This window comes from Rhizobium sp. SEMIA4064 (genome assembly GCF_003025035.1).
In the GTDB taxonomy this organism is placed as follows: domain Bacteria; phylum Pseudomonadota; class Alphaproteobacteria; order Rhizobiales; family Rhizobiaceae; genus Rhizobium; species Rhizobium paranaense.
Genome location: NZ_PYJN01000016.1, coordinates 1 through 24093, shown reverse-complemented (window position 1 = coordinate 24093; position 24093 = coordinate 1). Strand labels below are relative to the sequence as shown.

General features: G+C 60.4%; 22 protein-coding genes and 1 riboswitch. Of the genes, 15 read left to right on the top strand and 7 right to left on the bottom strand.

Features of this window, described 5'->3' with window-relative positions; all coding sequences use genetic code 11:
* Positions 1-16 precede the first annotated feature (16 nt).
* On the bottom strand, positions 17-1273 hold the full coding sequence (tyrS, locus tag C9E91_RS10135) for a tyrosine--tRNA ligase (protein WP_107108172.1): 1257 nt from the start codon (positions 1271-1273) through the stop codon (positions 17-19).
* Positions 1274-1556: 283 nt separating this feature from the next.
* Here tyrS and C9E91_RS10130 point away from each other — a divergent pair, with 283 nt between their 5' ends.
* Together C9E91_RS10130 and C9E91_RS10125 are read left to right on the top strand one after the other, a co-directional pair.
* Positions 1557-3851, top strand: a complete 2295-nt coding sequence (locus C9E91_RS10130; protein ID WP_107108171.1) for a caspase family protein — start codon at positions 1557-1559, stop codon at positions 3849-3851.
* A gap of 154 nt (positions 3852-4005) precedes the next feature.
* Positions 4006-4524 (top strand): GNAT family N-acetyltransferase, encoded by a 519-nt coding sequence (locus tag C9E91_RS10125; protein WP_107108521.1) that lies wholly within the window; start codon positions 4006-4008, stop codon positions 4522-4524.
* A gap of 159 nt (positions 4525-4683) precedes the next feature.
* Here the strand turns inward: C9E91_RS10125 and C9E91_RS10120 are convergent, their stop codons facing one another.
* Positions 4684-5361: an alpha/beta hydrolase gene (locus C9E91_RS10120; protein WP_107108170.1), complete on the bottom strand. Its 678-nt coding sequence runs from the start codon at positions 5359-5361 to the stop codon at positions 4684-4686.
* Positions 5362-5594: 233 nt separating this feature from the next.
* Here C9E91_RS10120 and C9E91_RS10115 point away from each other — a divergent pair, with 233 nt between their 5' ends.
* The 7 genes from C9E91_RS10115 to sufA all read left to right on the top strand — a co-directional run bounded on the left by C9E91_RS10115 (position 5595) and on the right by sufA (position 12671).
* Positions 5595-6761, top strand: a complete 1167-nt coding sequence (locus C9E91_RS10115; RefSeq protein ID WP_107108169.1) for a cysteine desulfurase family protein — start codon at positions 5595-5597, stop codon at positions 6759-6761.
* Between the two features lie 148 nt (positions 6762-6909).
* On the top strand, positions 6910-8379 hold the full coding sequence (gene sufB, locus C9E91_RS10110) for a Fe-S cluster assembly protein SufB (protein ID WP_107108168.1): 1470 nt from the start codon (positions 6910-6912) through the stop codon (positions 8377-8379).
* Positions 8380-8450: 71 nt separating this feature from the next.
* The gene (gene sufC / locus C9E91_RS10105; RefSeq protein ID WP_028753102.1) at positions 8451-9206 is read left to right on the top strand and encodes a Fe-S cluster assembly ATPase SufC; all 756 of its coding nucleotides are present in this window, start codon (positions 8451-8453) and stop codon (positions 9204-9206) included.
* Between the two features lie 22 nt (positions 9207-9228).
* Positions 9229-10503, top strand: coding sequence for a Fe-S cluster assembly protein SufD (sufD, locus tag C9E91_RS10100; protein ID WP_107108167.1), 1275 nt, complete (start codon positions 9229-9231; stop codon positions 10501-10503).
* A gap of 14 nt (positions 10504-10517) precedes the next feature.
* Complete coding sequence (locus C9E91_RS10095) at positions 10518-11759, top strand: cysteine desulfurase (RefSeq protein ID WP_107108520.1); 1242 nt, start codon at positions 10518-10520, stop codon at positions 11757-11759.
* 11 nt (positions 11760-11770) lie between these two features.
* Positions 11771-12151: an SUF system Fe-S cluster assembly protein gene (locus C9E91_RS10090; RefSeq protein ID WP_107108166.1), complete on the top strand. Its 381-nt coding sequence runs from the start codon at positions 11771-11773 to the stop codon at positions 12149-12151.
* A 130-nt stretch (positions 12152-12281) separates the two neighbouring features.
* Complete coding sequence (sufA, locus tag C9E91_RS10085) at positions 12282-12671, top strand: Fe-S cluster assembly scaffold SufA (protein ID WP_104823195.1); 390 nt, start codon at positions 12282-12284, stop codon at positions 12669-12671.
* 21 nt (positions 12672-12692) lie between these two features.
* Here sufA and C9E91_RS10080 read toward each other — a convergent pair whose 3' ends face one another.
* The 5 genes from C9E91_RS10080 to gcvT all read right to left on the bottom strand — a co-directional run bounded on the left by C9E91_RS10080 (position 12693) and on the right by gcvT (position 18230).
* Positions 12693-12953 carry an addiction module antidote protein gene (locus C9E91_RS10080; protein ID WP_414123935.1) on the bottom strand — a complete coding sequence of 87 codons (261 nt, stop codon included), beginning with the start codon at positions 12951-12953 and terminating at the stop codon, positions 12693-12695.
* Between the two features lie 25 nt (positions 12954-12978).
* Positions 12979-13587 carry an alpha/beta hydrolase gene (locus C9E91_RS10075; protein WP_107108164.1) on the bottom strand — a complete coding sequence of 203 codons (609 nt, stop codon included), beginning with the start codon at positions 13585-13587 and terminating at the stop codon, positions 12979-12981.
* Positions 13588-13838: 251 nt separating this feature from the next.
* Entirely contained in the window at positions 13839-16703 is a 2865-nt protein-coding gene (gene gcvP, locus C9E91_RS10065) for an aminomethyl-transferring glycine dehydrogenase (protein WP_107108162.1), read from the bottom strand.
* On the bottom strand, positions 16703-17065 hold the full coding sequence (gcvH, locus tag C9E91_RS10060; RefSeq protein ID WP_107108161.1) for a glycine cleavage system protein GcvH: 363 nt from the start codon (positions 17063-17065) through the stop codon (positions 16703-16705). Before gcvH ends, gcvP begins: the two co-directional genes overlap by 1 nt.
* A 28-nt stretch (positions 17066-17093) precedes the next feature.
* Complete coding sequence (gene gcvT / locus C9E91_RS10055; RefSeq protein ID WP_107108160.1) at positions 17094-18230, bottom strand: glycine cleavage system aminomethyltransferase GcvT; 1137 nt, start codon at positions 18228-18230, stop codon at positions 17094-17096.
* Between the two features lie 141 nt (positions 18231-18371).
* Positions 18372-18459: riboswitch (glycine riboswitch) on the bottom strand.
* A 183-nt stretch (positions 18460-18642) separates the two neighbouring features.
* Between gcvT and C9E91_RS10050 the strand changes: the two genes are divergently transcribed.
* The 6 genes from C9E91_RS10050 to C9E91_RS10025 all read left to right on the top strand — a co-directional run bounded on the left by C9E91_RS10050 (position 18643) and on the right by C9E91_RS10025 (position 23978).
* Positions 18643-19176, top strand: a complete 534-nt coding sequence (locus C9E91_RS10050; protein ID WP_107108159.1) for a copper chaperone PCu(A)C — start codon at positions 18643-18645, stop codon at positions 19174-19176.
* A 216-nt stretch (positions 19177-19392) separates the two neighbouring features.
* On the top strand, positions 19393-20391 hold the full coding sequence (locus C9E91_RS10045) for an RluA family pseudouridine synthase (protein ID WP_107108158.1): 999 nt from the start codon (positions 19393-19395) through the stop codon (positions 20389-20391).
* On the top strand, positions 20388-21041 hold the full coding sequence (locus C9E91_RS10040; protein WP_107108157.1) for an HAD-IA family hydrolase: 654 nt from the start codon (positions 20388-20390) through the stop codon (positions 21039-21041). Before C9E91_RS10045 ends, C9E91_RS10040 begins: the two co-directional genes overlap by 4 nt.
* Positions 21042-21050: 9 nt before the next feature.
* Positions 21051-21836: an ATP12 family chaperone protein gene (locus C9E91_RS10035; RefSeq protein WP_107108156.1), complete on the top strand. Its 786-nt coding sequence runs from the start codon at positions 21051-21053 to the stop codon at positions 21834-21836.
* A 70-nt stretch (positions 21837-21906) separates the two neighbouring features.
* Positions 21907-22383 (top strand): hypothetical protein, encoded by a 477-nt coding sequence (locus tag C9E91_RS10030; RefSeq protein WP_107108155.1) that lies wholly within the window; start codon positions 21907-21909, stop codon positions 22381-22383.
* A 62-nt stretch (positions 22384-22445) separates the two neighbouring features.
* The gene (locus C9E91_RS10025) at positions 22446-23978 is read left to right on the top strand and encodes an acyl-CoA carboxylase subunit beta (protein ID WP_107108154.1); all 1533 of its coding nucleotides are present in this window, start codon (positions 22446-22448) and stop codon (positions 23976-23978) included.
* Positions 23979-24093: the final 115 nt, after the last annotated feature.

Sequence of the window (24093 nt, the reverse complement as noted above, 5' to 3'; positions counted from 1 at the left end):
AGTGTTGGGCAGCCTCTTAAGCCGCCGGACGGATCAGAATGTGCTTCTTCTTGCCGAGCGAAAGCTTGATGACGCCATCTGCGGTGATTTCGCCGCTGCCGATCACCTTGCGTTCGTCGCTGATCGCCTGATCGTTGATACGCACGGCGCCGCCCTGGACGTGACGGCGGGCTTCGCCGTTCGAGCCGGCGAGACCTGCGCGGACGATCAGCGAAAGCAGCCCGATGCCTGCGTCAAGTTCGGACGCGGGAACGTCGACGGATGGCAGGTTTTCGGAAAGGCCGCCTTCCTCAAAGGTCTTGCGTGCGGTTTCGGCCGCAAGTTCGGCTGCTTCGCGGCCATGCAGGATCGCCGTGACTTCCGTCGCGAGGATCTTCTTGACCTCATTGATCTCCGAGCCGGCGAGCGCGGAGAGGCGCGCGATCTCGTCCATCGGCAGCGTGGTGTAGAGCTTCAGGAAACGAGATACGTCCGCATCCTCGGTGTTGCGCCAGTATTGCCAGAAGTCGTAGGCCGAGAGCAGGTCGGCGTTCAGCCAGACCGCACCCGAGGCCGACTTGCCCATCTTGGCGCCGGAGGAGGTGGTGAGCAGCGGCGAAGTCAGTGCGTAGAGCTGCGGCGTACCCATGCGGTGGCCGAGATCGATGCCGTTGACGATATTGCCCCACTGATCCGAACCGCCCATCTGCAGGCGGCAATCGTAACGTTTGGCGAGCTCCACGAAATCGTAGGCCTGCAGGATCATGTAGTTGAATTCGAGGAAGGACAGCGACTGTTCGCGATCCAGGCGCATTTTGACGCTCTCGAAAGACAGCATGCGGTTGACGGAGAAGTGCCGGCCGACGTCACGCAGGAATTCGAGGTAGTTGAGCGAGCGCAGCCACTCCGCATTGTTGATCATCAATGCGTCTTTGGGGCCTTCGCCATATGTCAGGTAGTTGGAGAAGACGCGCTTGATCGAGGCGATGTTGCTTTCGATCGTATCGACCGTCATCAACTGACGCGATTCCTCCTTGAAAGAGGGGTCGCCCACCATGCCGGTGCCGCCGCCCATGAGCGAGACGGCGCGGTGACCGGTCGCCTGCAGCCAATGCAGCATCATGATCTGGATCAGCGAGCCCGCATGCAGGCTCGGCGCCGTCGGGTCGAAGCCGATATAGGCCGTCACGGTTTCCTTGGCGAACAGAGAGTCGAGGCCGGCTTCATCGGAAATCTGGTGGATGAAGCCGCGCTCTTGCAGGGTGCGCAGGAAATCGGATTTGAACTCAGCCATGATCTTGGTCTCTCGGGGCGCCGCAGGTGTACTAGGCGGCGAAGTCGCTGTTGTTGAATGTCGCCGGGCGCGTTTAGCATCGATTTGCCGACGCGTCATCATTTTGGTGGAACGGATAGAAAGTTTCGGCGGGGGTAGGTCTGTAAATGGGCGTGTCCGAACGTGAATAGATCGCAACATCGCCCCGAAGCCGCCGGGGACATGCCGCGCATTCGCCCAAATCCAATCCTAATGTTCTATGCTGACTGGGGTGTGCGTCGCGTGTTTCGTGGAAGAAACGAGTATGTCACCAATGCTTTCGATGATGGGATCGTCACTCAGAAAGACGATCCGGGCATTCTTTGCCATGATGTTGGTTTTGGCTGGTATCGCTGTTGCAAGCGCAGCCGCAGCCCAAGGTTCCCCCGAAAAGAGAATAGCGCTTGTGGTGGGCAATGCCGCCTACCAGGCAGGCGCCTTGCCGACGCCGGCGAATGATGCCGGCCTGATTGCGCAAACGCTGCAGGCCGCCGGCTTCGATGTGATCGGCGCGCGCGACCTCGACCAGAACGGGTTACGCGACGCGATGAGGGACTTTCTGACGAAAGCGAATGCGTCAGGTCCCGATACCATCGTTTTCGTCTATCTGGCGGGCTACGGAGTGCAGTATCAGGGCGATAATTATTTCGTGCCTGTGGACGCTCAAATAGCCAATGCCACGGATGTTCCACTCCAGGCCGTGCGGACGAGCGATTTCACCAAATCGCTGGCCGCTCTCAACAATCGCGGCAGCATCGTCGTGCTCGATGCGGCGAGGGCCAATCCATTCGTGCAGTCCAATCAGCCGCTCGCCGGTGGCCTGGCGCTTGTCGATCCCGACGCCAATCAGTTGATCGCCTTCAATGCGGCACCCGGTACGGTCGCGCCGCAGGAGGCAGGCCCCTATGGTTCCTATGCGCATGCGCTGGCGGAGATGATCCGCGTCGGCGGCCTGTCGCTCGGCGATGTGTTCGACCGGACACGACTGCGGGTTAGCGATTTGACCAAGGGCGCGCAGATCTCGTGGAATGCCTCCAAATTCAACAACGCCTTCACCTTCTTCGATCGCGGCCCCAATGCGCCAGCCGCTCAGGTTTCCAGCTACGATAATGCTGCGATCCGAACGAAGGCGATCCGCGATTTCGACGAACGGGATGCCTATTTCGCCGCGCTCGATCGCGACACGATGCGGGGCTATGAGGATTTCCTGGCCGCCTATCCGAACGACCCCATGGCGAGGCGGGTGCGCGCCATCATGGCCGCCCGTCGCGAAGCAATCACTTGGCGCGAGACCTGGGTTGCGGACACGCCAGAGGCCTATTGGTCCTACCTAAGACGCTATCCGCGAGGTCCTCATGTCTGGGATGCCCGGCGCCGCCTGGAACATTTCGAGGCAGCACTTGAACCGCCGTCGTCGTTCACCGTGATCGAATATGACGTGCCGCCACCGCCGCCGCCTGAAATCGTCTATGTCGACCGGCGCGTCCTTTATTTCGATGATGCCGACTTCGGTTACGCTCCGCCGCCGCCCGTCGTCTTCCTGGCGCCGCCGCCACCGGATTTCGTCGTGCTTGAGCCGCCGCGGTCTTCGGTCGATCTCTACGTATTGCCGGACCCGGTCTTTGTTCCGGTTCAAGAATGGGTCGAGCCGCCACGCGATGTCGCGCCGCCCCAAAACAACATCTACTTCAACAACATCCACAACACCGTCGTAAACAATACGACCGTGAACGAAAACGGGGCTGCACCTACCGCACCGGGGCTGACGACAGGACAGAAGCTCGGCGCCGCAGCCGTCATCGCCGGAGCGGGCGCGGCGGCGATGCACGTTGCCTTGCCGCCTTCGGTGCAAAAGAAGGCCGCGGTTCTGCAGAAGCAGACTCCGGCTCCAGCCGTCAAAGCGGCGCCCGCAACCGCTCCGGCGGTGGCACCTTCGGTTCAGCCACAGACTGGAAACGCTGCCGCTCACACACTTCCCGGTGCCAGTGGCCAGCCCCTACCGCCTGCCGGCAAGGTGCCGAACAATCAGGGAGCGCCTCAGGCAAAGCAGCCGCTACCACCTGCTGGCAACACGCCTGCTGTGAAGGGTCAAAATCAGGTTGCAAAGACACCGGCACCTCAGGCGGCTCCAAGCGTGAAGCAGAATTCTGTTGCCGCAGCCCCGAAACCCAATGCTCATGGCCAGCCGGTGAATCCAGCGACGCCGCCCGTTGTCGCCAAGGTTCCCCCGAAACCCAATGCGGTCGTTAATAGACAGCCGCAGGTCGGCAACCAGCCACATGTCGCTGCGGCGCCGCCACGACATGTCAATCCGCCCGCTGCCCAACCAAAGCCTGTGCCTCATGTAGCCGTGCAGCAGCAGGCACCCGCTCCGAAACCACAGGCTCAACCTCGGCCACAACCCCAGCCAAGGGTCGTCCAGCAGCAGGCACCGGCTCCGAAGCCGCAGGCTCAACCCAGGGCGCAGCCTCAGCCGCAGGCAAAGAAACCGCCACCCGCGCCGCAAAAACCTCCGGAAAAGAAGAAGTGCGGTGCTCCGGGCCTGCCTGCATGCCAGTGATTGAATAATATCTCGCGATGATCTGAAGGCCCGCTTCGGCGGGCCTTTTCCATCAGGATTGCCGCCTGATCGCGCTTGTTGAAATCCTGCCGTGCGTTTAGCACTTATGCGGCGTATCGCGGGCTTCAGATCCATCACGAAAGCAGGCAGGCAAATGAGTGACACCATCATACTCGAAACCCCGCGCCTGATTCTAACGATGTGGGACAAAAATGATGCCGAAATGATTCGGCAACTGCATTCGACCATCGAGACGACGCGTTATCTTTCCGGCGCCGCTCCCTGGACTTTGGAGAAGGCCGAGGATCGCCTGAAAAGCTGGTTTGGCGAGCAGGCCGGCGACGGCGTGACGAAATACAAGATGCTCCGACGCGACGACGGCCGTTTCATCGGCCGGGCCGGCTTCTCCCGGTTTCAGGAGGAGCGCGACCGCGGCGAATTCGAGCTCGGCTATTCCATCCGCCAGGACGCCTGGGGAAACGGCTATGCGACCGAAATTGCGGGCGCGCTTGCCGACTGGTTTTTCCAACGCGGTTTCGCCAGCCAGTTCATCGCCTTCACGCATCCGGAAAACACCGCGTCGCAGCGGGTTCTCCGCAAGATCGGCATGCAATACCGTTCGCCGATCATCATTGATGGCGTTTCAGGTCTTTGTTTTAAGATGTCGCGGTAACGCATACCTTCGCCCCAACGAGGAGAAGGCCGAGCGAAGCTCGGGTTGAGGGGGCGTCATTGGGAGGTGATATTGCTTTTCAGCAGCTCGCCGCCGCGATGCGACGAGCCCCCATTCGCCTTTCGAGCACCTTCTCCCCGAGGGGAGAAGGGAATAAAATTACCTGATCCTCTTGGCTGCCGGTTCCGGCACCAGTTCGCCGTTCAGACGACGGTCGAGGTAGTCTTCGCATTCGCCGAGCAGCGTATCGACTTGGCCGTTGAAGAAGTGGTTGGCGCCGGGGACGACCTTGTGGGTGATGAGGATGCCCTTTTGCGTCTTCAGCTTTTCGACGAGGCCGTTGACGTCTTTTTCCGGGGCGACCTTGTCGGAATCACCGTTGATGATCAGGCCGGAGGACGGGCAGGGCGCCAGGAACGAGAAGTCGTAGATGTTCGGCTGCGGCGCAATCGACATGAAGCCTTCGATTTCCGGGCGGCGCATCAGAAGCTGCATGCCGATCCAGGCGCCGAAGGAATAGCCGGCGACCCAGCAGCTCTTGGAATCCGGATGCAGGCTCTGCACCCAGTCGAGCGCCGATGCGGCATCCGACAATTCGCCGGCACCATGGTCGAATTCGCCCTGGCTGCGGCCGATGCCGCGGAAATTGAAGCGAAGCGTCGTGAAACCGCGCTTCTGGAACATATAGAAGAGCTGGTAGACGACCTGATTGTTCATCGTGCCGCCGAATTGCGGATGCGGGTGCAGGATAATCGCTATCGGGGCGCTCTTTTCCTTGGAGGGCTGATAGCGGCCTTCAAGGCGGCCTGCGGGGCCGTTGAAAATAACTTCGGGCATCGATACTCCGGCTCTTCTTTTTCTGCGTTCAAACCATGTGGGACGCAGCAAGTTGACTTGACTAATGCGCTCATCTTTTCTAGAACGCAGTTTAGAACAATTCGAAACTTGGCACGATCTTCCACGCGTTGTTTGTGCAACGGTTTGTGGAACGTGTCATAAGGCATGCCCGGCTGAAATTTCAAGGAAAATGAGCCGGGCACAACAAGGCTTCGTCAGGCAGGAAGAAGATTATGGCGGCAACGCGCCTTTATCTCGACTGGAATGCCACCGCACCGCTTCATCCGGCGGCGCGCGACGCTATGTTGCACGCCTTGGACCTCTATGGAAACCCCAATTCTGTTCATGGCGAAGGCCGTGCCACCCGGGCGGCGATCGAAGCCGCGCGCCGGCAGGTCGCAAGTCTGACGGGCGCCGAACCAGCGCATGTCGTCTTTACCAGCGGCGCGACTGAAGCCGCCAACATGGTGCTGACGCCGGAATTCCGCATGGGCCGCACGCCGCTTGCGATCGGCCATCTCTATATATCGGCAATCGAGCATCCCGCGCTGCGCGAAGGCGGTCGTTTCCCAAAGGAAAAGATCAGCGAAATTCCGGTGACTTCGGACGGTGTCGTCGATCTGCTTGCGCTGGAAGCGATGCTTTCTGCGCATGACAAGGCAAGCGGGCTGCCGATGGTGGCGATCATGCTTGCCAACAACGAAACCGGTATTCTGCAGCCCGTATACGAAGCGGCTCGCATCGTGCAGGCATTCGGCGGCATTTTCGTCGTCGACGCCGTGCAGGCGGCAGGCCGGATTCCGATCGATATCAACGAGATCGGCGCCGATTTCCTCATCGTCTCGTCGCATAAGATCGGCGGACCGAAGGGGGCCGGCGCGCTCGTCTCCCGCGGCGAAGTGCTGATGCCAAAGCCGCTGATTCATGGTGGCGGACAGGAAAAAGGGCATCGTTCCGGCACCGAGAACGCGCTGGCCGTCATCGGCTTCGGTGCGGCCGCTGTGGCTGCCATTGCTGAGTTCGATAGCCGCAACGCGGCCGTCGCGAAACTTCGCGATCGGCTGGAGGAGGGCATGCGGATTGCCGCGTCGGATGTCATTATACATGGCGAAGGCGGTCCCCGCGTGCCAAATACCAGTTTCTTCACCCTGCCGGGGTTGAAGTCCGAAACCGGACAGATCGCCTTCGATCTCGAAGGAGTGGCGATTTCGGCGGGCTCCGCCTGTTCCTCCGGCAAGGTGGGCGAAAGCCATGTGCTGATGGCGATGGGTTGCGACCCCAAGCTCGGGGCGCTGCGTATTTCGCTTGGATTTGCGACGACCGAAGAGGATGTCGAGCGCGCGATTGCTGCGTTTGGCAGAATTGCCGGGCGGCGTAAACCCGCCGGAGCTGCGGCCTAACGGCCACAATTTTGCGGAAACGCAAATTTCCGCTTGCCAAGCGGGCTGAAAAGTCCCTTTTGGCCGACTACATAGAGGGTAGACATTTCAGTCTGCCGCAACGTTGACAAGCTGCCGGACCTTGGATCCGGCGAGATTGGAGAACGACATGCCTGCAGTCCAGGAAACGGTTGATCAGGTCCGCCTGATCGACGTGGACCAGTATAAGTACGGTTTCGAGACCACCATCGAGGTGGAAAAGGCTCCCAAGGGTCTTTCCGAGGACATTATCCGCTTCATCTCTGCCAAGAAGCAGGAACCGGAATGGATGCTGGAATGGCGCCTTGAGGCTTATCGCCGCTGGCTGACGCTTGAAGAGCCGACATGGGCGCGCGTCGACTATCCGAAGATCGACTTCAACGACATTCACTATTATGCCGCGCCGAAGAAGTTCGCCGGTCCGAAATCGCTCGACGAAGTCGACCCGGAACTGCTGAAGACCTATGAAAAGCTCGGCATTCCGCTGCGCGAGCAGGAAATTCTTGCCGGCGTCGAGAAGCCGAAGATCGCCGTCGATGCGGTGTTCGATTCGGTTTCGGTGGTCACCACCTTCAAGGAAGAGCTGAAGAAGGCCGGCGTGATCTTCATGTCGATCTCGGAGGCGATCCGCGAGCATCCCGATCTCGTGCGCAAATATCTCGGCTCCGTCGTTCCGACGACCGACAATTTCTATGCGACGCTGAATTCGGCCGTGTTCACCGATGGCTCCTTCGTCTTTGTGCCGAAAGGCGTGCGGTGCCCGATGGAACTTTCCACCTATTTCCGCATCAACGAGAAGAACACCGGCCAGTTCGAGCGCACGCTGATCATCGCCGAAGAGGGAGCTTATGTCTCCTATCTCGAAGGCTGCACGGCGCCGCAGCGCGATGAAAACCAATTGCATGCGGCCGTAGTCGAGCTGATTGCGCTCGACGACGCCGAAATCAAGTATTCGACCGTTCAGAACTGGTATCCGGGCGACAAGCACGGCAAGGGTGGCATCTATAACTTCGTCACCAAGCGTGGCGATTGCCGCGGCGTCCGCTCGAAGATCTCCTGGACCCAGGTCGAGACCGGTTCGGCGATCACCTGGAAATATCCGTCCTGCATCCTGCGCGGCGACGACAGCCGCGGCGAGTTCTACTCGATCGCCGTCTCCAACGGCCATCAGCAGGTCGACAGCGGCACCAAGATGATCCATCTCGGCAAGAACACGTCGAGCCGCATCATCTCGAAGGGTATTGCCGCCGGCGTGTCGCAGAACACCTATCGCGGCCAGGTCTCGGCACATCGCCGCGCGACGAATGCCCGTAACTTCACCCAGTGCGACTCGCTGCTGATCGGCGACAAGTGCGGTGCGCATACGGTGCCCTATATCGAGGCGAAGAACTCGTCCGCGCATTTCGAGCACGAGGCCACGACGTCGAAGATCTCCGAAGATCAGTTGTTCTACTGCCTGCAGCGCGGCATTCCCGAGGAAGCAGCGATCGCGTTGATCGTCAATGGCTTCGTCAAGGAAGTCCTGCAGGAGCTGCCGATGGAATTCGCTGTCGAAGCGCAGAAGCTGATCGGCATCTCGCTCGAAGGCAGCGTCGGCTGACGTCCACGAAACAGAATTAGCTTTGGCGCGCCACGCGCGCCGCACCTTCATTCCTTCGATAGGATTCTACTATGCTTGAAATCAAGAACCTGCACGCCCGCATCGCCGAAGATGGCACCGAGATCATTCGCGGTCTGGACCTGACGGTGAAGGCCGGCGAAGTGGCTGCTATCATGGGGCCGAACGGCTCCGGCAAGTCGACGCTCTCCTATATCCTTTCCGGCCGCGACGACTACGAGGTGACGGAAGGCGATATCCTGTACAACGGCGAGAGCATTCTGGAACTCGACGCCGCCGAGCGCGCCGCCAAGGGTATCTTCCTTGCCTTCCAGTATCCGGTCGAAATCCCCGGCGTTGCCACCATGCAGTTCTTGAAGGTGGCGATGAACGAGCAGCGCAAGGCGCGCGGCGAAGCCGAACTGACGACGCCTGACTTCATGCGCCGCGTCAAGGACGCTGCCGGCAAACTGCAGATCAACACCGAGATGCTGAAGCGCCCGCTGAACGTCGGCTTCTCCGGCGGTGAGAAGAAGCGTGCCGAAATCCTGCAGATGGCGCTTCTGGAGCCGCAGCTCTGCGTGCTCGACGAAACCGACTCCGGTCTCGATATCGATGCGCTGAAGATCGTCGCCGATGGCGTCAACGCGCTGCGTTCGCCCGACCGCGCCGTGATCGTCATTACCCACTATCAGCGTCTGCTCGACTATATCGTTCCGGACACCGTGCACGTCCTCTACAAGGGCCAGGTGATCAAGTCCGGTGACAAGACGCTGGCGCACGAACTCGAAGCCAACGGCTATGCCGATATCATCGGGGCTGCGGCCTGATCGGGGCGGAAAGGATACGTCGATGAACATTCAGACGACGAGCCGTCTGACCGCCGCTGAGACGGCGCTGATCGAGGCTTATAACAACCAGTTGGGCGATCTGCCGGGCGATGGCGACGTGCTCGCCGTCCGCGACCGCCTGCTGGACGATCTCAAGACCGCAGGCTTGCCGACGCGCCGCTTCGAAGCCTGGCACTATACCGATTTCAAGAACCTGCTACGTTCGGTTCCGACAGACCTCGGCGCCGGCAGTGTCGAGACCCTGTCGCCGACCGTTCCCGGTTCGGCCGTTCTGCCGGTTCTACAGGGCAGCGCGAATGACAAGACTTCGGTCGATGGCCTGGTCGTTCGCCGCTATGCCGATAGCCTGGCGGATGGTACCGCCGCCGCAAGATTGACCGCGCTCGGCAGGGACGACGCCATCGGCCGCATCAACGGCAGCTTCGTGCGCGATGGCTATGTCATCGAGTTTCCCGATGGGACCGAGCTTGACGCGCCGCTGGAGATCCAGTTCGTGCATGCTGGCGGCCAGATCCACAGCCGGCTACCGGTCTCCTTCGGCGCAGATGTCAAGGCGACCGTGATCGAGCGCCATCAGGCTGTGCCCGGTGCTGCTGCGTTGGTCTCCTCGGTCAGCGACATCAAGATCGGCAAGGGTGCCGAAGTGACCTGGATCATCCTGCAGGAGCAGGGAACCGAGGATACGCATCTCGGCCAGATCCGCGTCGACCTCGGCGCGGATGCGAAGCTGAAGCTGTTTGTCATCAATGCCGGCGGCAAGCTGGTGCGCCAGGAGCTGCATGTGAAGGTCACGGGCGAGGGCTCCGACCTCGTGCTGCGCGGCGTCAACCTGCTCGGTGGCGACACGCATACCGATGTGACGCTGGTGCTCGGCCATGACGTACCGCATACGGGTTCGACGGAGATCGTTCGCAACGTGGTGTTCGACCGCGCCCGCGGCATCTTCCAGGGCATGATCCGTGTCGCTCCGGATGCACAGAAGACCGATGCCCGCATGGCCTGCAACACGCTGCTGATGTCCGACGATGCCGAATTCTCCGTCAAGCCGGAGCTGGAAATCTTCGCCGACGACGTGCAGTGCGGCCATGGCGCGACGGTTGCCGATATCGACGAGAACCATCTCTACTACATGATGGCCCGCGGCATTCCCCGGAACAAGGCTCGCGCCATGCTGGTCAATGCCTTCGTGGCCGAAATTATAGAAGAGCTGGAAGACGAAGCCCTGGTCGAGGCGCTGGAAGGCGTTATTTCGGCCTGGCTGGAAAATCACGCCTGATTGGAGCAATGCTCGTGGACAAGATCGTACCAGTCACCGCCTATGACGTCGAAGCGATTCGCCGGGATTTTCCGATCCTGTCGACTACCGTTCATGGCAAACCGCTGGTCTATCTCGACAACGGTGCATCAGCTCAGAAGCCGCAAAGCGTGATAGATGCGATATCGCACGCCTATTCCAGCGAATATGCCAACGTGCATCGTGGCCTGCACTTCCTCTCCAATGCGGCCACCGAAGCCTATGAGGCTGCACGCGAAAAAGTGCGCCGCTTCCTGAATGCGCCCTCGGTAGACGATATCGTCTTCACCAAGAACTCGACCGAGGCGATCAATACCGTCGCCTATGGCTGGGGCATGCCCAAACTCGGTGAGGGCGACGAGATTGTTGTGTCCATCATGGAGCATCATTCCAACATCGTGCCCTGGCATTTTATCCGCGAGCGGCAGGGCGCCAAGCTGGTCTGGGTGCCGGTGGATGACGATGGCGCTTTCCATGTCGAGGATTTCGAAAAGAGCCTGACGGAGCGCACCAAGCTCGTCGCGATCACCCATATGTCGAATGCGCTCGGCACGATCGTCCCGGTCAAGGAAGTCTGCCGAATCGCCCATGAACGCGGCATTCCGGTGCTGATCGACGGATCGCAAGGCGCCGTGCACCTGCCCGTCGACGTGCAGGACATCGATTGCGACTGGTACGTTATGACCGGTCACAAGCTCTACGGCCCTTCGGGGATCGGCGTGCTTTACGGCAAGAAGGACAGGTTGCGCGAGATGCGCCCCTTCCAGGGCGGCGGCGAGATGATCTTCGACGTCACCGAGGACAACGTGACCTACAACGATCCGCCGCATCGTTTCGAAGCCGGCACCCCGCCCATCGTCCAGGCGATCGGGCTCGGCTTCGCGCTCGACTATATGGAGAGCGTCGGCGGGGAGGCGATCGCGCGGCACGAGGCCGATCTCGCGGCTTATGCAGCGGAACGGCTGCGGGAGATCAATTCGCTGCGCGTTTTCGGCACGGCACCCGGTAAAGGCGGCATCTTCTCCTTCGAGCTCGCAGGTATCCATTCTCACGACGTTTCGATGGTGATCGATCGTCAGGGCGTTGCCGTGCGCGCAGGCACGCATTGCGCCCAACCGCTCTTGAAACGCTTCGGCGTGACCTCCACATGCCGTGCATCGTTCGGCATGTACAATACCCGTGCCGAGGTGGATGCCCTGGCCGATGCGCTGGAATATGCGCGTAAATTCTTTGCCTAAGGAGGCAAGCGATGTCACTCGATGAAAGCGAACAGAAGATCGACGTGCGCGAGGGCATCGTGCATTCCAGCATTCCCGAGGCCGAGCTGGCACGCCTCAGCGACGATGTCATCGCCGCGCTGAAGACGGTCTATGACCCTGAAATTCCGGCCGACATCTTCGAACTCGGCCTGGTCTACAAGATCGACATCGAAGACGATCGCGTGGTGAAGATCGTCATGACGCTGACTGCGCCGGGTTGCCCGGTCGCCGGCGAAATGCCGGGCTGGGTCGAAAACGCGGTCGGCGCCGTCGAAGGCGTTTCCGGCGTCCAGGTCGCCATGACCTTCGACCCGCCATGGACGCCGGATCGCATGTCGGAAGAGGCGCAGGTGGCAGTCGGCTGGTATTGAAGCTTTAAGCCGCTCGCTTTACATTATGACTCGAAGCACCGGATCTTGACCCCGGTTGCATTTAAGTGGGCATCGGCTGATCCGAAAACCGGATCCACTTTTCGGGCCGATGCCAGAGGAGAATAAGCCCATGGGCTTTGCAGTGATGAGCATGACGGATGACGCTGCGGCGCGCGTCAAGGCAATCGTCGAGAATTCCGGTCCTGATGCTAAGGGCGTTCGCGTCGGCATCAAGAAGGGCGGCTGCGCCGGGATGGAATATACCATCGACCTCGTAACCGAACCGAATGCCAAGGACGACCTGATCGAGCGCAACGGCGCCAAGGTCTGGGTGGAGCCGTCAGCGGTGCTTTATCTGCTTGGCACCGAAATGGGCTTTGAAACCACGACGCTGCGCTCCGGTTTCACCTTCACCAATCCCAACCAGACATCGGCCTGCGGCTGCGGCGAATCCGTCGAGTTGAAGCCCGCCGATCTCGCTGCTTTGGCGGCACAGCGTCAGGCGGCTCCGGCTGTCTGAGCATCCTTACGCCGCCTTGTATCAGGCGGCGTCCGATTTCCGGTCGATGACCGGCACCGGCGTCAATGTCAGGCCAAGCGCCTTCACGACCTTCAGAATCGTCGCAAATTCCGGATTTCCGTCGCCGCTGAGCGCGCGATAGAGCGCCGAGCGGTTCATGCCGACGTCCTTGGCAAGCTTGCTCATGTTGCGCGTTCGCGCCACGGCGCCAAGTGCCTTGGCTATAGAGGAGGGATCGTCGGTTTCGAAAGCGGCTGCAATATAGCCGTCTATAGCGTCCATGCTGATGGGGCTTTCCTCATCCATCCTATATGCCTTTCCGTATAAGCCAGTCGCGGATGAGAGCGGGCTCGCTTGCATGCAAGCCATGTCCCGTGGGCAGCACATAGGCGCTGACATCTGCGTGGCAGTTCTCAAATTGATTTTTGACGAGCACGGCGTCAGCGGCTTCCCGGCGCTGATCGTGTTCGCCTGCAATGATTAGGACCGGCAGGCCAGTCATTGGCGGAAAAGCCGCCTCTGGTGCCGGAGAAAGTGGGCGCAGCAAGATGGCTCCAGAGGCCAAGCTCGGTTGAGAGCGTAGAATCGACGTGGCCATGATCGCCCCATTGGAAAAACCAAGGAGGATCGGCGCTTGCTTCAGCATGAGCCCGGCGATGAACCGACAGAGCAACTCCGTCTGCAAGCCGAGATCGTCATAGTCGAGACTACGATCAGGATTGCGGCGAAAGAAGGCAAAACCGCCTTCCCATTCCACGGCGCCACGCAAGGACATATAGGGTCGCTGCGGCGCCATCTCATCGGCAAGAGGAATGAGGTCAGCCTCACTTCCGCTGCTGCCATGCAGCAGAAGAAGCGGCGGAAAGGAAGAACCTTCCCGTCCGGCAATGAGATGAAATTCTGGCAGTTCCGGCATGATATCCGACTTCCAGCGCCGTCTTTCGTCGCGCTAAAGCTCGTCGCGATCTTTCAGATTCGCTCCCGCGCTTTAGCTCCTTGTTTGTGCAGGTCGTTTTCGCAAAACCGCCGCACACTTTTGCGCGACATGCATTGTCAAAAACGCCGCGCGTCCGATCGGACACGCGGCGCTGTCATAGTGATTTTTCGCGATAGATTTATGTCGGCCATGAGCGAAGCGGCTGAGCCGCTTCGCTTTTTTGGAAACATTTACTCCGCGGCTTCAGCGTAGGCCTCTACTGGCGGGCAGGTGCAGATGAGGTTTCGATCGCCGTAGACATTATCGACACGATTGACGGGCGACCAGTATTTGTCGACCCGGAAGGCACCCGGCGGGAAGCAGGCCTGTTCGCGGGAATAGGGCCGGTTCCATTCGCCGACGAGGTCCTCGACCGTGTGCGGCGCGTTTTTCAGCGGGTTGTCGGTCTTATCCATCCGGCCTTCTTCGATGGCGCGGGCTTCCTCGCGGATCGCCAGCATCGCCTCGCAGAACCGGTCAAGCTCGGCCTTGGTCTCTGATTCGGTCGGCTCGATCATCAGCGTGCCGGCAACAGGCCAGCTCATGGTCGGGGCGTGGAAGCCGCAATCGATCAGGCGCTTGGCAACATCGTCGACCGTGACGCCGGCGCTGTCGACCAGCGGACGCGTGTCGATGATGCATTCATGCGCCACACGGCCAGTCTTCGACTTATAGAGCACGTCGTAAGCGCCATTCAGCCGCGCCGCGATGTAGTTGGCGTTGAGGATCGCAACCTTCGTCGCCTGTGTCAGCCCTTCGCCGCCCATCATCAGGCAATAGCTCCAGGAGATCGGCAGGATTGAAGCCGATCCGAAAGCCGCCGCAGACACCGCGCCACTGCGACCGTCCGTCTCCGGATGCCCGGGCAGGTGTGCCGCCAGATGCGCCTTGACGCCGATGGGACCCATGCCGGGACCGCCGCCGCCATGCGGAATGCAGAAGGTCTTGTGCAGGTTCAGGTGGCTGACATCGGAACCGATGTCGCCGGGACGGGAGAGGCCGACCATGGCGTTCATATTGGCGCCATCGAGGTAGACCTGACCGCCGTGCATATGCACAAGATCGCAAATCTCCTTCACCGTCTCTTCGAAGACGCCGTGCGTCGACGGATAGGTGATCATGCAGCAGGAGAGATTATCAGCGTATTGCTCAGCCTTGGCACGGAAATCCGCCATGTCGATATCGCCGTCATCGCTGACTTTGACGACGACCACCTTCATGCCGGCCATCTGTGCGGATGCCGGATTGGTGCCGTGCGCCGAGGTCGGGATCAGGCAGATGTCGCGGTGGCCCTGGCCATTGGCGATGTGGTAGTTGCGAATGGTGAGCAGGCCGGCATATTCGCCCTGCGCGCCGGAATTCGGCTGCATGGAGAAGGCGTCATAGCCCGTCACCGCGCAGAGCTTTTCCGTCAGGTCATCGATCATCTCGCGATAACCGAGCGCCTGGTCGGCCGGGACGAAAGGATGAATATCCGAGAATTCCGGCCAACTTATTGGCAACATCTCAGCCGTTGCATTAAGCTTCATCGTACAGGAGCCGAGCGGAATCATGGAGCGGTCGAGCGCCAGATCGCGGTCGGAGAGCCGGCGGATATAGCGGGTCATCTCGCTTTCGGCACGGTTCATGTGGAAGATCGGATGCGTCAGATATTCGCTGGCGCGCAGCATATTCTTTGGAAGACGATAGCCGGATTCGAAGTCGGCGAGACGGAAGTTGCCGCCGAACGCACGCCAGACCGCTTCGAGCGTTGCCGGACGCGAGCGCTCGTCGAGGCTCATGCCGATCTTAGTTTCGCCTACCTTGCGCAGATTGACGCCTTCGGCGACAGCCGCGCGCAGGATCAGGCCTTGCATGTGACCGACCTCGACGGTGATCGTGTCGAAGAAGGTCTCCGGTTCGATCTTGTAGCCGAGCTTTTCCAGCCCCTTTGCCATCAATACGGCCTTCTGATGCACCTGCTGGGCAATAGCCTTGATGCCCTGGGGACCGTGGAAGACGGCATACATGGACGCCATGACGGCGAGCAGCACCTGTGCGGTGCAGATGTTCGACGTCGCCTTTTCGCGGCGGATATGCTGTTCGCGCGTCTGCAGCGACAAGCGATAGGCACGGTTGCCGCGGGCATCGACGGAAACGCCGACCAGGCGGCCGGGCATGGAGCGCTTATAGGCGTCCTTGACGGCCATGTAAGCGGCATGCGGACCGCCATAGCCGACCGGCACGCCGAAGCGCTGCGATGAGCCAATGGCGATATCCGCACCCATTTCGCCGGGCGATTTCAGCAGCGTCAGCGCCAGCGGATCGGCGGCAACGACGGCGATGGCGCCGGTCTGATGCAGCCTTGAGATCAGGCCGGTGAAGTCATTGATGTGACCATGTGTACCCGGATATTGGAAAATGGCACCGAAGACATCGACGGGATCGAGATCGGTGAAGGGATTGCCGACGACGACGGTCCAGCCGAGCGGCTCGGCGCGGGTCTTGATCAATGCGATGGTCTGCGGATGGCAATCCGCGTCGACGAAGAAGGCCCTGGCTTTGGATTTCGCCACGCGCTCTGCCATCGCCATGCCTTCGGCGGCAGCGGTCGCTTCATCAAGCAGCGAGGCATTGGCAACATCAAGGCCTGTCAGATCGCAGATCATCGTCTGGTAATTCAGCAGTGCCTCGAGGCGGCCCTGGCTGATTTCCGGCTGGTAGGGCGTATAGGCCGTGTACCAGGCCGGATTTTCCAGAATGTTGCGCTGGATGACGGGTGGCGTGATCGTGCCGTAATAGCCCTGACCAATCAGCGAGACGAGCACCTTGTTCTTGTTGGCGGTCTCGCGCAGCTTGTCGAGCGCCTCGCGTTCGGTCATCGGCGCCTCCCAGGTGAGCGGCGCCTTCTGACGGATGGAGGGCGGCAGCGTCGCATCGATCAACCCGTCGAGGCTGCCATAGCCGATTACCTTCAGCATGTCGGCCATTTCGGATGGAGACGGGCCGATATGGCGGCGATTGGCGAAATCGTAGGGCTGGTAATCCGTGAATGTGAATTCCGTAGGCGTATTCATTACGCGATGAGCTCCTTGTAGCCGGATTCATCCAGTAAACCATCAACATCAGCGATATTCCTAAGCTTTAGCTTGAAGAACCAGCCGGCACCCATCGGGTCGGAATTGACGAGCGCCGGATCGGCGGTGATGGCTTCGTTGATCTCGGTGATCTCGCCGTCGAGCGGACAATAGACCTCGGAGGCCGCCTTGACGGATTCGACGGTCGCGGCATCGTCTCCCTTGGAGAAGCTGGCGCCGACCTCGGGCAATTCCACGAAAACGAGGTCGCCGAGCTGTTCGGCGGCATGCGCCGTAATCCCGACGGTCGCGACATCGCCTTCAATGTTGAGCCACTCATGTTCTTCGGTGAATTTCAGCATGGAGGATCCTCTCTGGAATATGACGTTTTCAGCGTTTGTAGGTGGGGGTGACGAAGGGCAGGGTAGAGACGGTGACCGGCAGGTATTTGCCGCGAACCTCGGCATAGATCTGCGTCCCCGGCGCGGCGAAACCGACGGGCACATAGCCCATGGCCACAGGTCCTTCGACGCTCGGACCGAAGCCGCCGGAGGTGACTTCGCCGATCTCGGTTTTGCCCTCGGCGTCGGCATAAAGCTTGGCGTGGCCGCGTACCGGCGCCTTGCCCTCCGGCTTCAGACCGACGCGGCGGCGCGATGCGCCGCTGTCAAGCTCTGCAAGGATGCGGCTGGCGCCGGGAAAACCGCCGGCGCGGGCACCGCCGGTTTTGCGGGTCTTCTGGACTGCCCATTCGAGCGCGGCTTCCACCGGCGTCGTCGTCTGGTCGATATCGTTACCATAAAGGCAGAGCCCGGCTTCGAGACGCAGGGAGTCACGGGCGCCGAGGCCGATCGGCTGGACATCGGGATGCTCCAGCAGCCGCTTGGCAATATCCTCGGCCTTGTCGACCGGTACGGAAATCTCAAAGCCGTCTTCGCCGCTATAGCCGGAACGGGAGACGAGACAGGAAACGTCATGCAGGCGGCAATGGCGGACATCCATGAACTTCATATGGGCGAGATCGGCCCAGAGTTCGGCGAGAACCGAAACGGCACGCGGTCCCTGCAGTGCGAGCAGCGCGCGATCAAGTAAAGTGATTTCGCAGCTATCGCCGATATGATCTTGAAGATGCTTGAGATCTTCATCCTTACAGGCGGCGTTGACGACCACGAAAAGATAGTCGTCCATGTGGGTGATCATCAGATCGTCAAGAATGCCACCGTTATCATCGGTGAAGAAACCGTAGCGTTGACGACCTTCGGGAAGCCCGAGAATATCGACCGGCACAAGGCTTTCCAGCGCCAGTGCGGCATCCTCATACTTGCCGGAACGGGCACGGATCGTAACTTGCCCCATATGAGAGACGTCGAACACGCCGGCCGATGAGCGCGTCCAGAGATGCTCTTTGAGCACGCCCGCAGGATATTGAACCGGCATGTCATAGCCGGCGAACGGCACCATACGAGCACCGAACGACAGATGCAGGGCGTGAAGGGGTGTTTTCTTGAGGGCAGCGGTCTCGTCCAAATGACGCCTCCGGGGTTTGCGCTTAGCGCAGAGCTCAAAATTTCGGCGCGGCTGCGCCTTACGATGAGCCCCCTCTGTCTGTTTGCCTGAGATTGTTATCCCTTCGGCGAGCGCTTGCGCGCTTCTCTCCAGAGTTCCGTCTGCCCCTTGTTGGTCCTTTGGCCTGAGAGTTTCCGGGGCGGTTGCTCCTTCGGCACCGGCTTGCACCGGATTCTCCCAACAGGGTTGAGTGCCATTATCTGGTAGACGCTAAAGATGGCAAGGGGCAAATGTCGCCCTGAAACAAATTTTTGTCGTGTCCTTTGTTTGAGCAAATGCAGATGTGCGCGACCGATCGATGCAGGGGACTTTGCAATCCCGCTTCGAGAGGCTATCCCATGAGTTGAATAGAGGAGCCGGGCAGGAGACAATGATGAACCGTAAAATCGCCGCCGCATTGCTGATTTCGGCGACCGCACTTTCCTTCTCCGCTGCGACCGCCATGGCCCAGCAGAGCAATGACATGAGCAAAATGCCCGGGATGCACATGGATGCGGGCAAGGCGCCGGCGGGTTCGGCGGCAGCCAAGCTCGGCGACCTCGACATCAGCGGCGGTTATGTTCGCGCCATGCTGCCCGGCCAGCCTGTCGGTGGCGGCTACATCACCATCCACAATGGCGGCAGCAGCGACGACAAATTGACGTCCGTGACCTCTTCTGCCGCCGGGAAGGTGGAACTGCACGAGATGAAGATGCAAGGCGAGGTGATGAAGATGCGGGAAATCAAGGAAGGCATCGCCATTCCCGCCGGCGCCACCGTGACGCTTTCGCCAAATAGCATGCACATGATGTTCAAGCAGGTGAAGACGCCATTCAAGCAGGGCGGCACGGTGCCGGTGATGCTGATGTTCGATAAGGCGGGTATGGTCGATATCGACCTGCCGGTGGTTGCGCCGAACGCAAAATGAGGTTTGCGGGGCGCCGGGATGCATCGCTGACACAAAATTCCCGCCCGTAGATAATTCCGGTTTCCACTTTTCGTCGAAATGCTCTAAAGCCACCTCAAAAGGCCGGGATGACCCGGCCCCTTGGGGCAAGGCTGCCCCAGTCCTTTGATTTGGCATGATCTTGTCCGAAACCGTTTCGCGCTTTGGAATCATGTCGCGGTTCTTGAAAGAAGACGAATGGCCGGGATTGAGCATATAAAGGTCGAGCCCGACGAGGCTGGCATGCGCCTCGACCGCTGGTTCAAGGTACATTTTCCAGGGCTCGGCTTTGGCCAGTTGCAGAAGCTGATGCGCTCCGGCCAGGTACGCGTCGACGGCGGCCGCGTGAAGACGGACGCGCGTGTGCAGCCGGGACAGATGGTGCGTGTGCCGCCGCTCGACGTCGATGCCAAGGCGTCGAAGAGCGGCCCCATTGCCGGCAAGGAGCTGAAGCATTCCGGCGATGCCGAGCTTTTGGCGCGTATGCTGCTGCATGAGGACGACAAGGTCTATGTGCTGAACAAGCCGGCCGGCCTTGCCGTGCAGGGCGGCTCAGGCGTCAGCCGCCATATCGACAAGATGCTGGAAGCCTGGACGAGCCAGAAGGGCGAGAAGCCGCGTCTGGTGCATCGCCTCGACCGCGACACCTCAGGCGTCCTCGTGGTCGCCCGCACCCGTGGTGCCGCGCAGAAGCTGACGGCCGCCTTCCGCGAGCGCGACACCAAGAAGACCTATTGGTCGCTGGTGAAGGGCGTGCCGCGCAAGCACGAGGACAAGATCTCGACCTGGCTGGTGAAGGAAGCCACCGCCGATGGCGACCGGATGCGCATCGCCAAGCATGGTGAGGAGGGCGCCGATCACGCGGTCTCCTTTTACCGTGTCGTCGAAACCGCCGCCCAGCGTCTCGCCTGGCTGGAAATGGAGCCCTATACCGGCCGCACGCACCAGCTCCGCGTCCATGCGCTGCATATCGGCCATCCGATCATCGGCGATCCCAAATATTTCGAGGACGATCCGAATTGGGATTTTCCAGGCGGCGTTCAGAAGCGGTTGCATCTGCATGCTCGTCATATCGATATCCCGCATCCGAATGGCGGGCGCCTGCGCGTCACCGCGCCGCTGCCGCCGCATATGGTACAGACCTGGAACCTCCTCGGCTTTGACGAGGCATCGGCAGGGGAGCCGGACGACGAATGAGGCTGGTGCTTTTCGATTGCGACGGGACGCTGGTCGACAGCGCCCGGCTGATCCACGAAGTCATGGCGCGCACTTTCGTCGATTTCGGCTACAAGCGTCCCGATGTCGCCTCCACCAAGTCGGTCATCGGCCTGACGTTGGATATCGCCATTGCACGCATGCAGGGCAAGCCGCATGTCGATGACGAGGCGATCGCGATGACGGCGCATTACAAGTCGATCTTTACCGGCGTGCGCGACGAAGGGGATATGCAGACCCCGCTTTTCGACGGCATCAGACCGCTGATCGAAACACTGGCCGCCCACGATGAATTGCTGATCGGTGCCGTGACCGGCAAGTCCCGCCGCGGCTTGACGCATATTCTTGAAGTGAATGGCTTTACGCCCTATTTCGTGGTCTCGCGCACCGCCGATGATTGCCCCTCGAAGCCACATCCCGCGATGGTCACGGAATGCTGCAGCGAGACGGGCATGGACCCGCATGATACGATCGTGATCGGCGATGCGGTCTACGATATGCAGATGGCGAAAGCGGCGGGTGCGACTGCTATCGGTGTGGCCTGGGGTTATGCGTCAGTGGAAGAACTGCTGGCGGCAGGCGCCGACACGATCGCCCATCACCCGAACGACCTGTTGAGCCATATTCTGTGAGGTGACGCCATGCGCGACCTGTTGAACGACCTTTCCGAAGACCTGAGCCATCCCGACCCCATCCGCCGGGCACAGATCCAGATGAAGAAGCCGCTGCCGAAGCGTTTCTACAAGGATGTGAGTATCCGCGAGAGCGAAGACGGCCATGTGATCGAGCTGGACGGCAAGGTGGTCAAGACGCCCGCCCGCCGATCACTCGCCGTGCCGACCGAGGCGCTGGCAAAGCTGGTCGCAGCCGAGTGGGCGCGGCAGGTCGAGGTCATCGATCCGGCCATCATGCCGGTGACGCGCTTGGTCAACACGGCGCTCGATGGTGTGGCAACCGATAGCCAGGCGGTATTCGAGGACATCCTGCGCTTTTCCTCCAGCGACATGCTTTGCTATCGTGCCGATGGGCCGGAGCGCTTGGTAGAGCGGCAATCGGAGCAGTGGAACCCGCTGATCGATTGGGCCGCGCACGAACTCGGTGCCCGTTTCATCCTGGCCGAAGGCGTCATGCATCAGGAGCAGCCCCGCGAAGCGATTGCCGCGTTTGCCGTGACGCTGCGCAAATATGACACGCCGCTAGAACTCGCCAGCCTGCACACGATCACGACGCTGACGGGCTCGGCGATCCTGGCACTCGCTTTCGCCGAAGGCCGGCTGCCGCTCGACGAGGTGTGGTCGCTCGCCCATCTCGACGAGGATTGGACGATCGAACATTGGGGCCGCGACGACGAGGCAGAGCAGCGCCGCGCCCAGCGCTTCGAAGAGTTTCAGGCGGCCACGGATGTTTTTTCCGCGCTTCGTAGTTGAATATTGTTGATTTCCAGTCCGTTATATCGAACTCTGCATCTCACGGGTTGGGAATTTCGGGACGCGAATCATGGTATCGTTGAGGTCGGGTGCGGTATCGGCGCTCGCAGGATGTTTGGCGCTGGCGGCATGCTCGAGCTGGTCGCTCACGCCGAAGCCGTCAATCCCGGCCTATGACGTACGCAGTGCCACCGTCGTTGCCGATCAGGCTGTGCCGCCTGTTTCTCCTGCGCTGATTTCGGGCCTCAACGAACGCGTCAATGCCGCCATCGCCGTGACGACCCGCGATACACCCTTGCCGAAGGTGGCGCTCACCATCCGCCTGACGGACGTTCGCAAGGCAGGGAGCTTCAACCACGACCGCAACACGGCCAAGGTCAATATCGACGCCGCTTCGGTCGATACCGGCGCCGTGCTTGCCATTGCTTCCTTCGATACGTCGAATTTCACTCCGGACCCGATTGCGGCCGACAATCTGATGGCCGAGGACATCGCTGCCCGCATCCGCTCCATCTTCGTGCTGAAGACGCCATCGTTGGTGAACTGAGCCGACGGCTTCAAACGGCGGCTAGGCCATGCTAAGCCGGATAAGCGGAGAAGAGGGCCATCATGAAAGAGATCCTGCAGGAATTGGAACGTCGCCGTGAGATCGCAAGGCTCGGAGGCGGGCGGGCGCGTATCGATGCGCAGCATGCACGCGGCAAGCTGACGGCGCGCGAACGTATCGAAATCTTCCTCGATGAAGGCTCCTTCGAAGAGTTTGACATGTTCGTGGAACATCGCTCGATCGATTTCGGCATGGACAAGACCAAGATCGCCGGCGACGGCGTCGTCACCGGCTGGGGCACCGTCAATGGCCGCACCGTTTTCCTCTTCGCCAAGGATTTCACGGTTTTCGGCGGCTCGCTTTCGGAAGCGCATGCCGAGAAGATCATGAAGGTCCAGGACATGGCGCTGAAAAACCGCGCGCCGATTATCGGTATCTATGATGCCGGCGGCGCGCGAATTCAGGAAGGCGTGGCCGCGCTCGGCGGCTATGCCGAGGTATTCCAGCGCAACGTGCTCTCCTCCGGCGTCATTCCGCAGATCTCGATCATCATGGGCCCCTGTGCCGGCGGTGATGTCTATTCGCCGGCTATGACCGACTTCATCTTCATGGTGCGCGATACGTCCTACATGTTCGTCACCGGCCCGGACGTGGTGAAGACCGTCACCAACGAAACTGTGACGTCTGAGCAGCTCGGCGGCGCCTCGGTGCATACGACGAAATCCTCGATCGCCGACGCTGCCTATGACAACGATATCGACACGCTGCTGCAGGTGCGCCGGCTCATCGATTTCCTGCCTCAGTCGAATACCGCTGATCTCCCGGAGATCGAGTGCTATCAATCGGTCACAGATCCCGACGCCTCGCTCGACACGCTGATCCCGGCCAATGCCAACAAGCCCTACGACATCAAGGAGTTGATCCTGAAGGTGGCGGATGAGGGCGATTTCTTCGAGATCCAGGCCAGCTTCGCCAAGAATATCGTCTGTGGCTTCGGTCGCATCGAGGGAGCGACGGTCGGCTTCGTCGCCAATCAGCCGATGGTGCTGGCGGGCGTGCTCGACAGCGACGCGTCGCGCAAGGCGGCACGTTTCGTGCGCTTCTGCGATTGCTTCAATATCCCGATCGTCACCTTTGTCGACGTGCCCGGCTTTCTGCCGGGAACCGCGCAGGAATATGGCGGGTTGATCAAGCATGGCGCCAAGTTGCTCTTTGCCTATGCCGAAGCCACCGTGCCGAAACTCACCGTCATCACTCGCAAGGCTTTCGGCGGCGCCTACGACGTCATGGCGTCGAAACATCTTCGCGGTGACCTGAACTATGCCTGGCCGACGGCACAGATCGCCGTCATGGGTGCCAAGGGCGCGGTCGAGATCATCTTCCGCAAGGATATCGCCGATCCCGATAAGATTGCGGCGCATACGAAGATGTATGAGGACCGTTTCCTGTCACCTTTCGTCGCCGCCGAGCGCGGGTATATCGACGAAGTGATCATGCCGCACTCGACGCGGCGGCGGCTGGCACAGGGGCTCAGAATGCTGCGCAACAAGGATCTGACCAATCCCTGGAAGAAGCACGATAATATTCCCCTTTAAATATGTGACAACAAGTCACGGATTCTACACGGAAAATTGATTGGGTGTCAGAAGCCGTGTCTTCACCTTCGCCTACATACAAACTAATGGTGACTCTAGAAAGCTAAACTGGAGT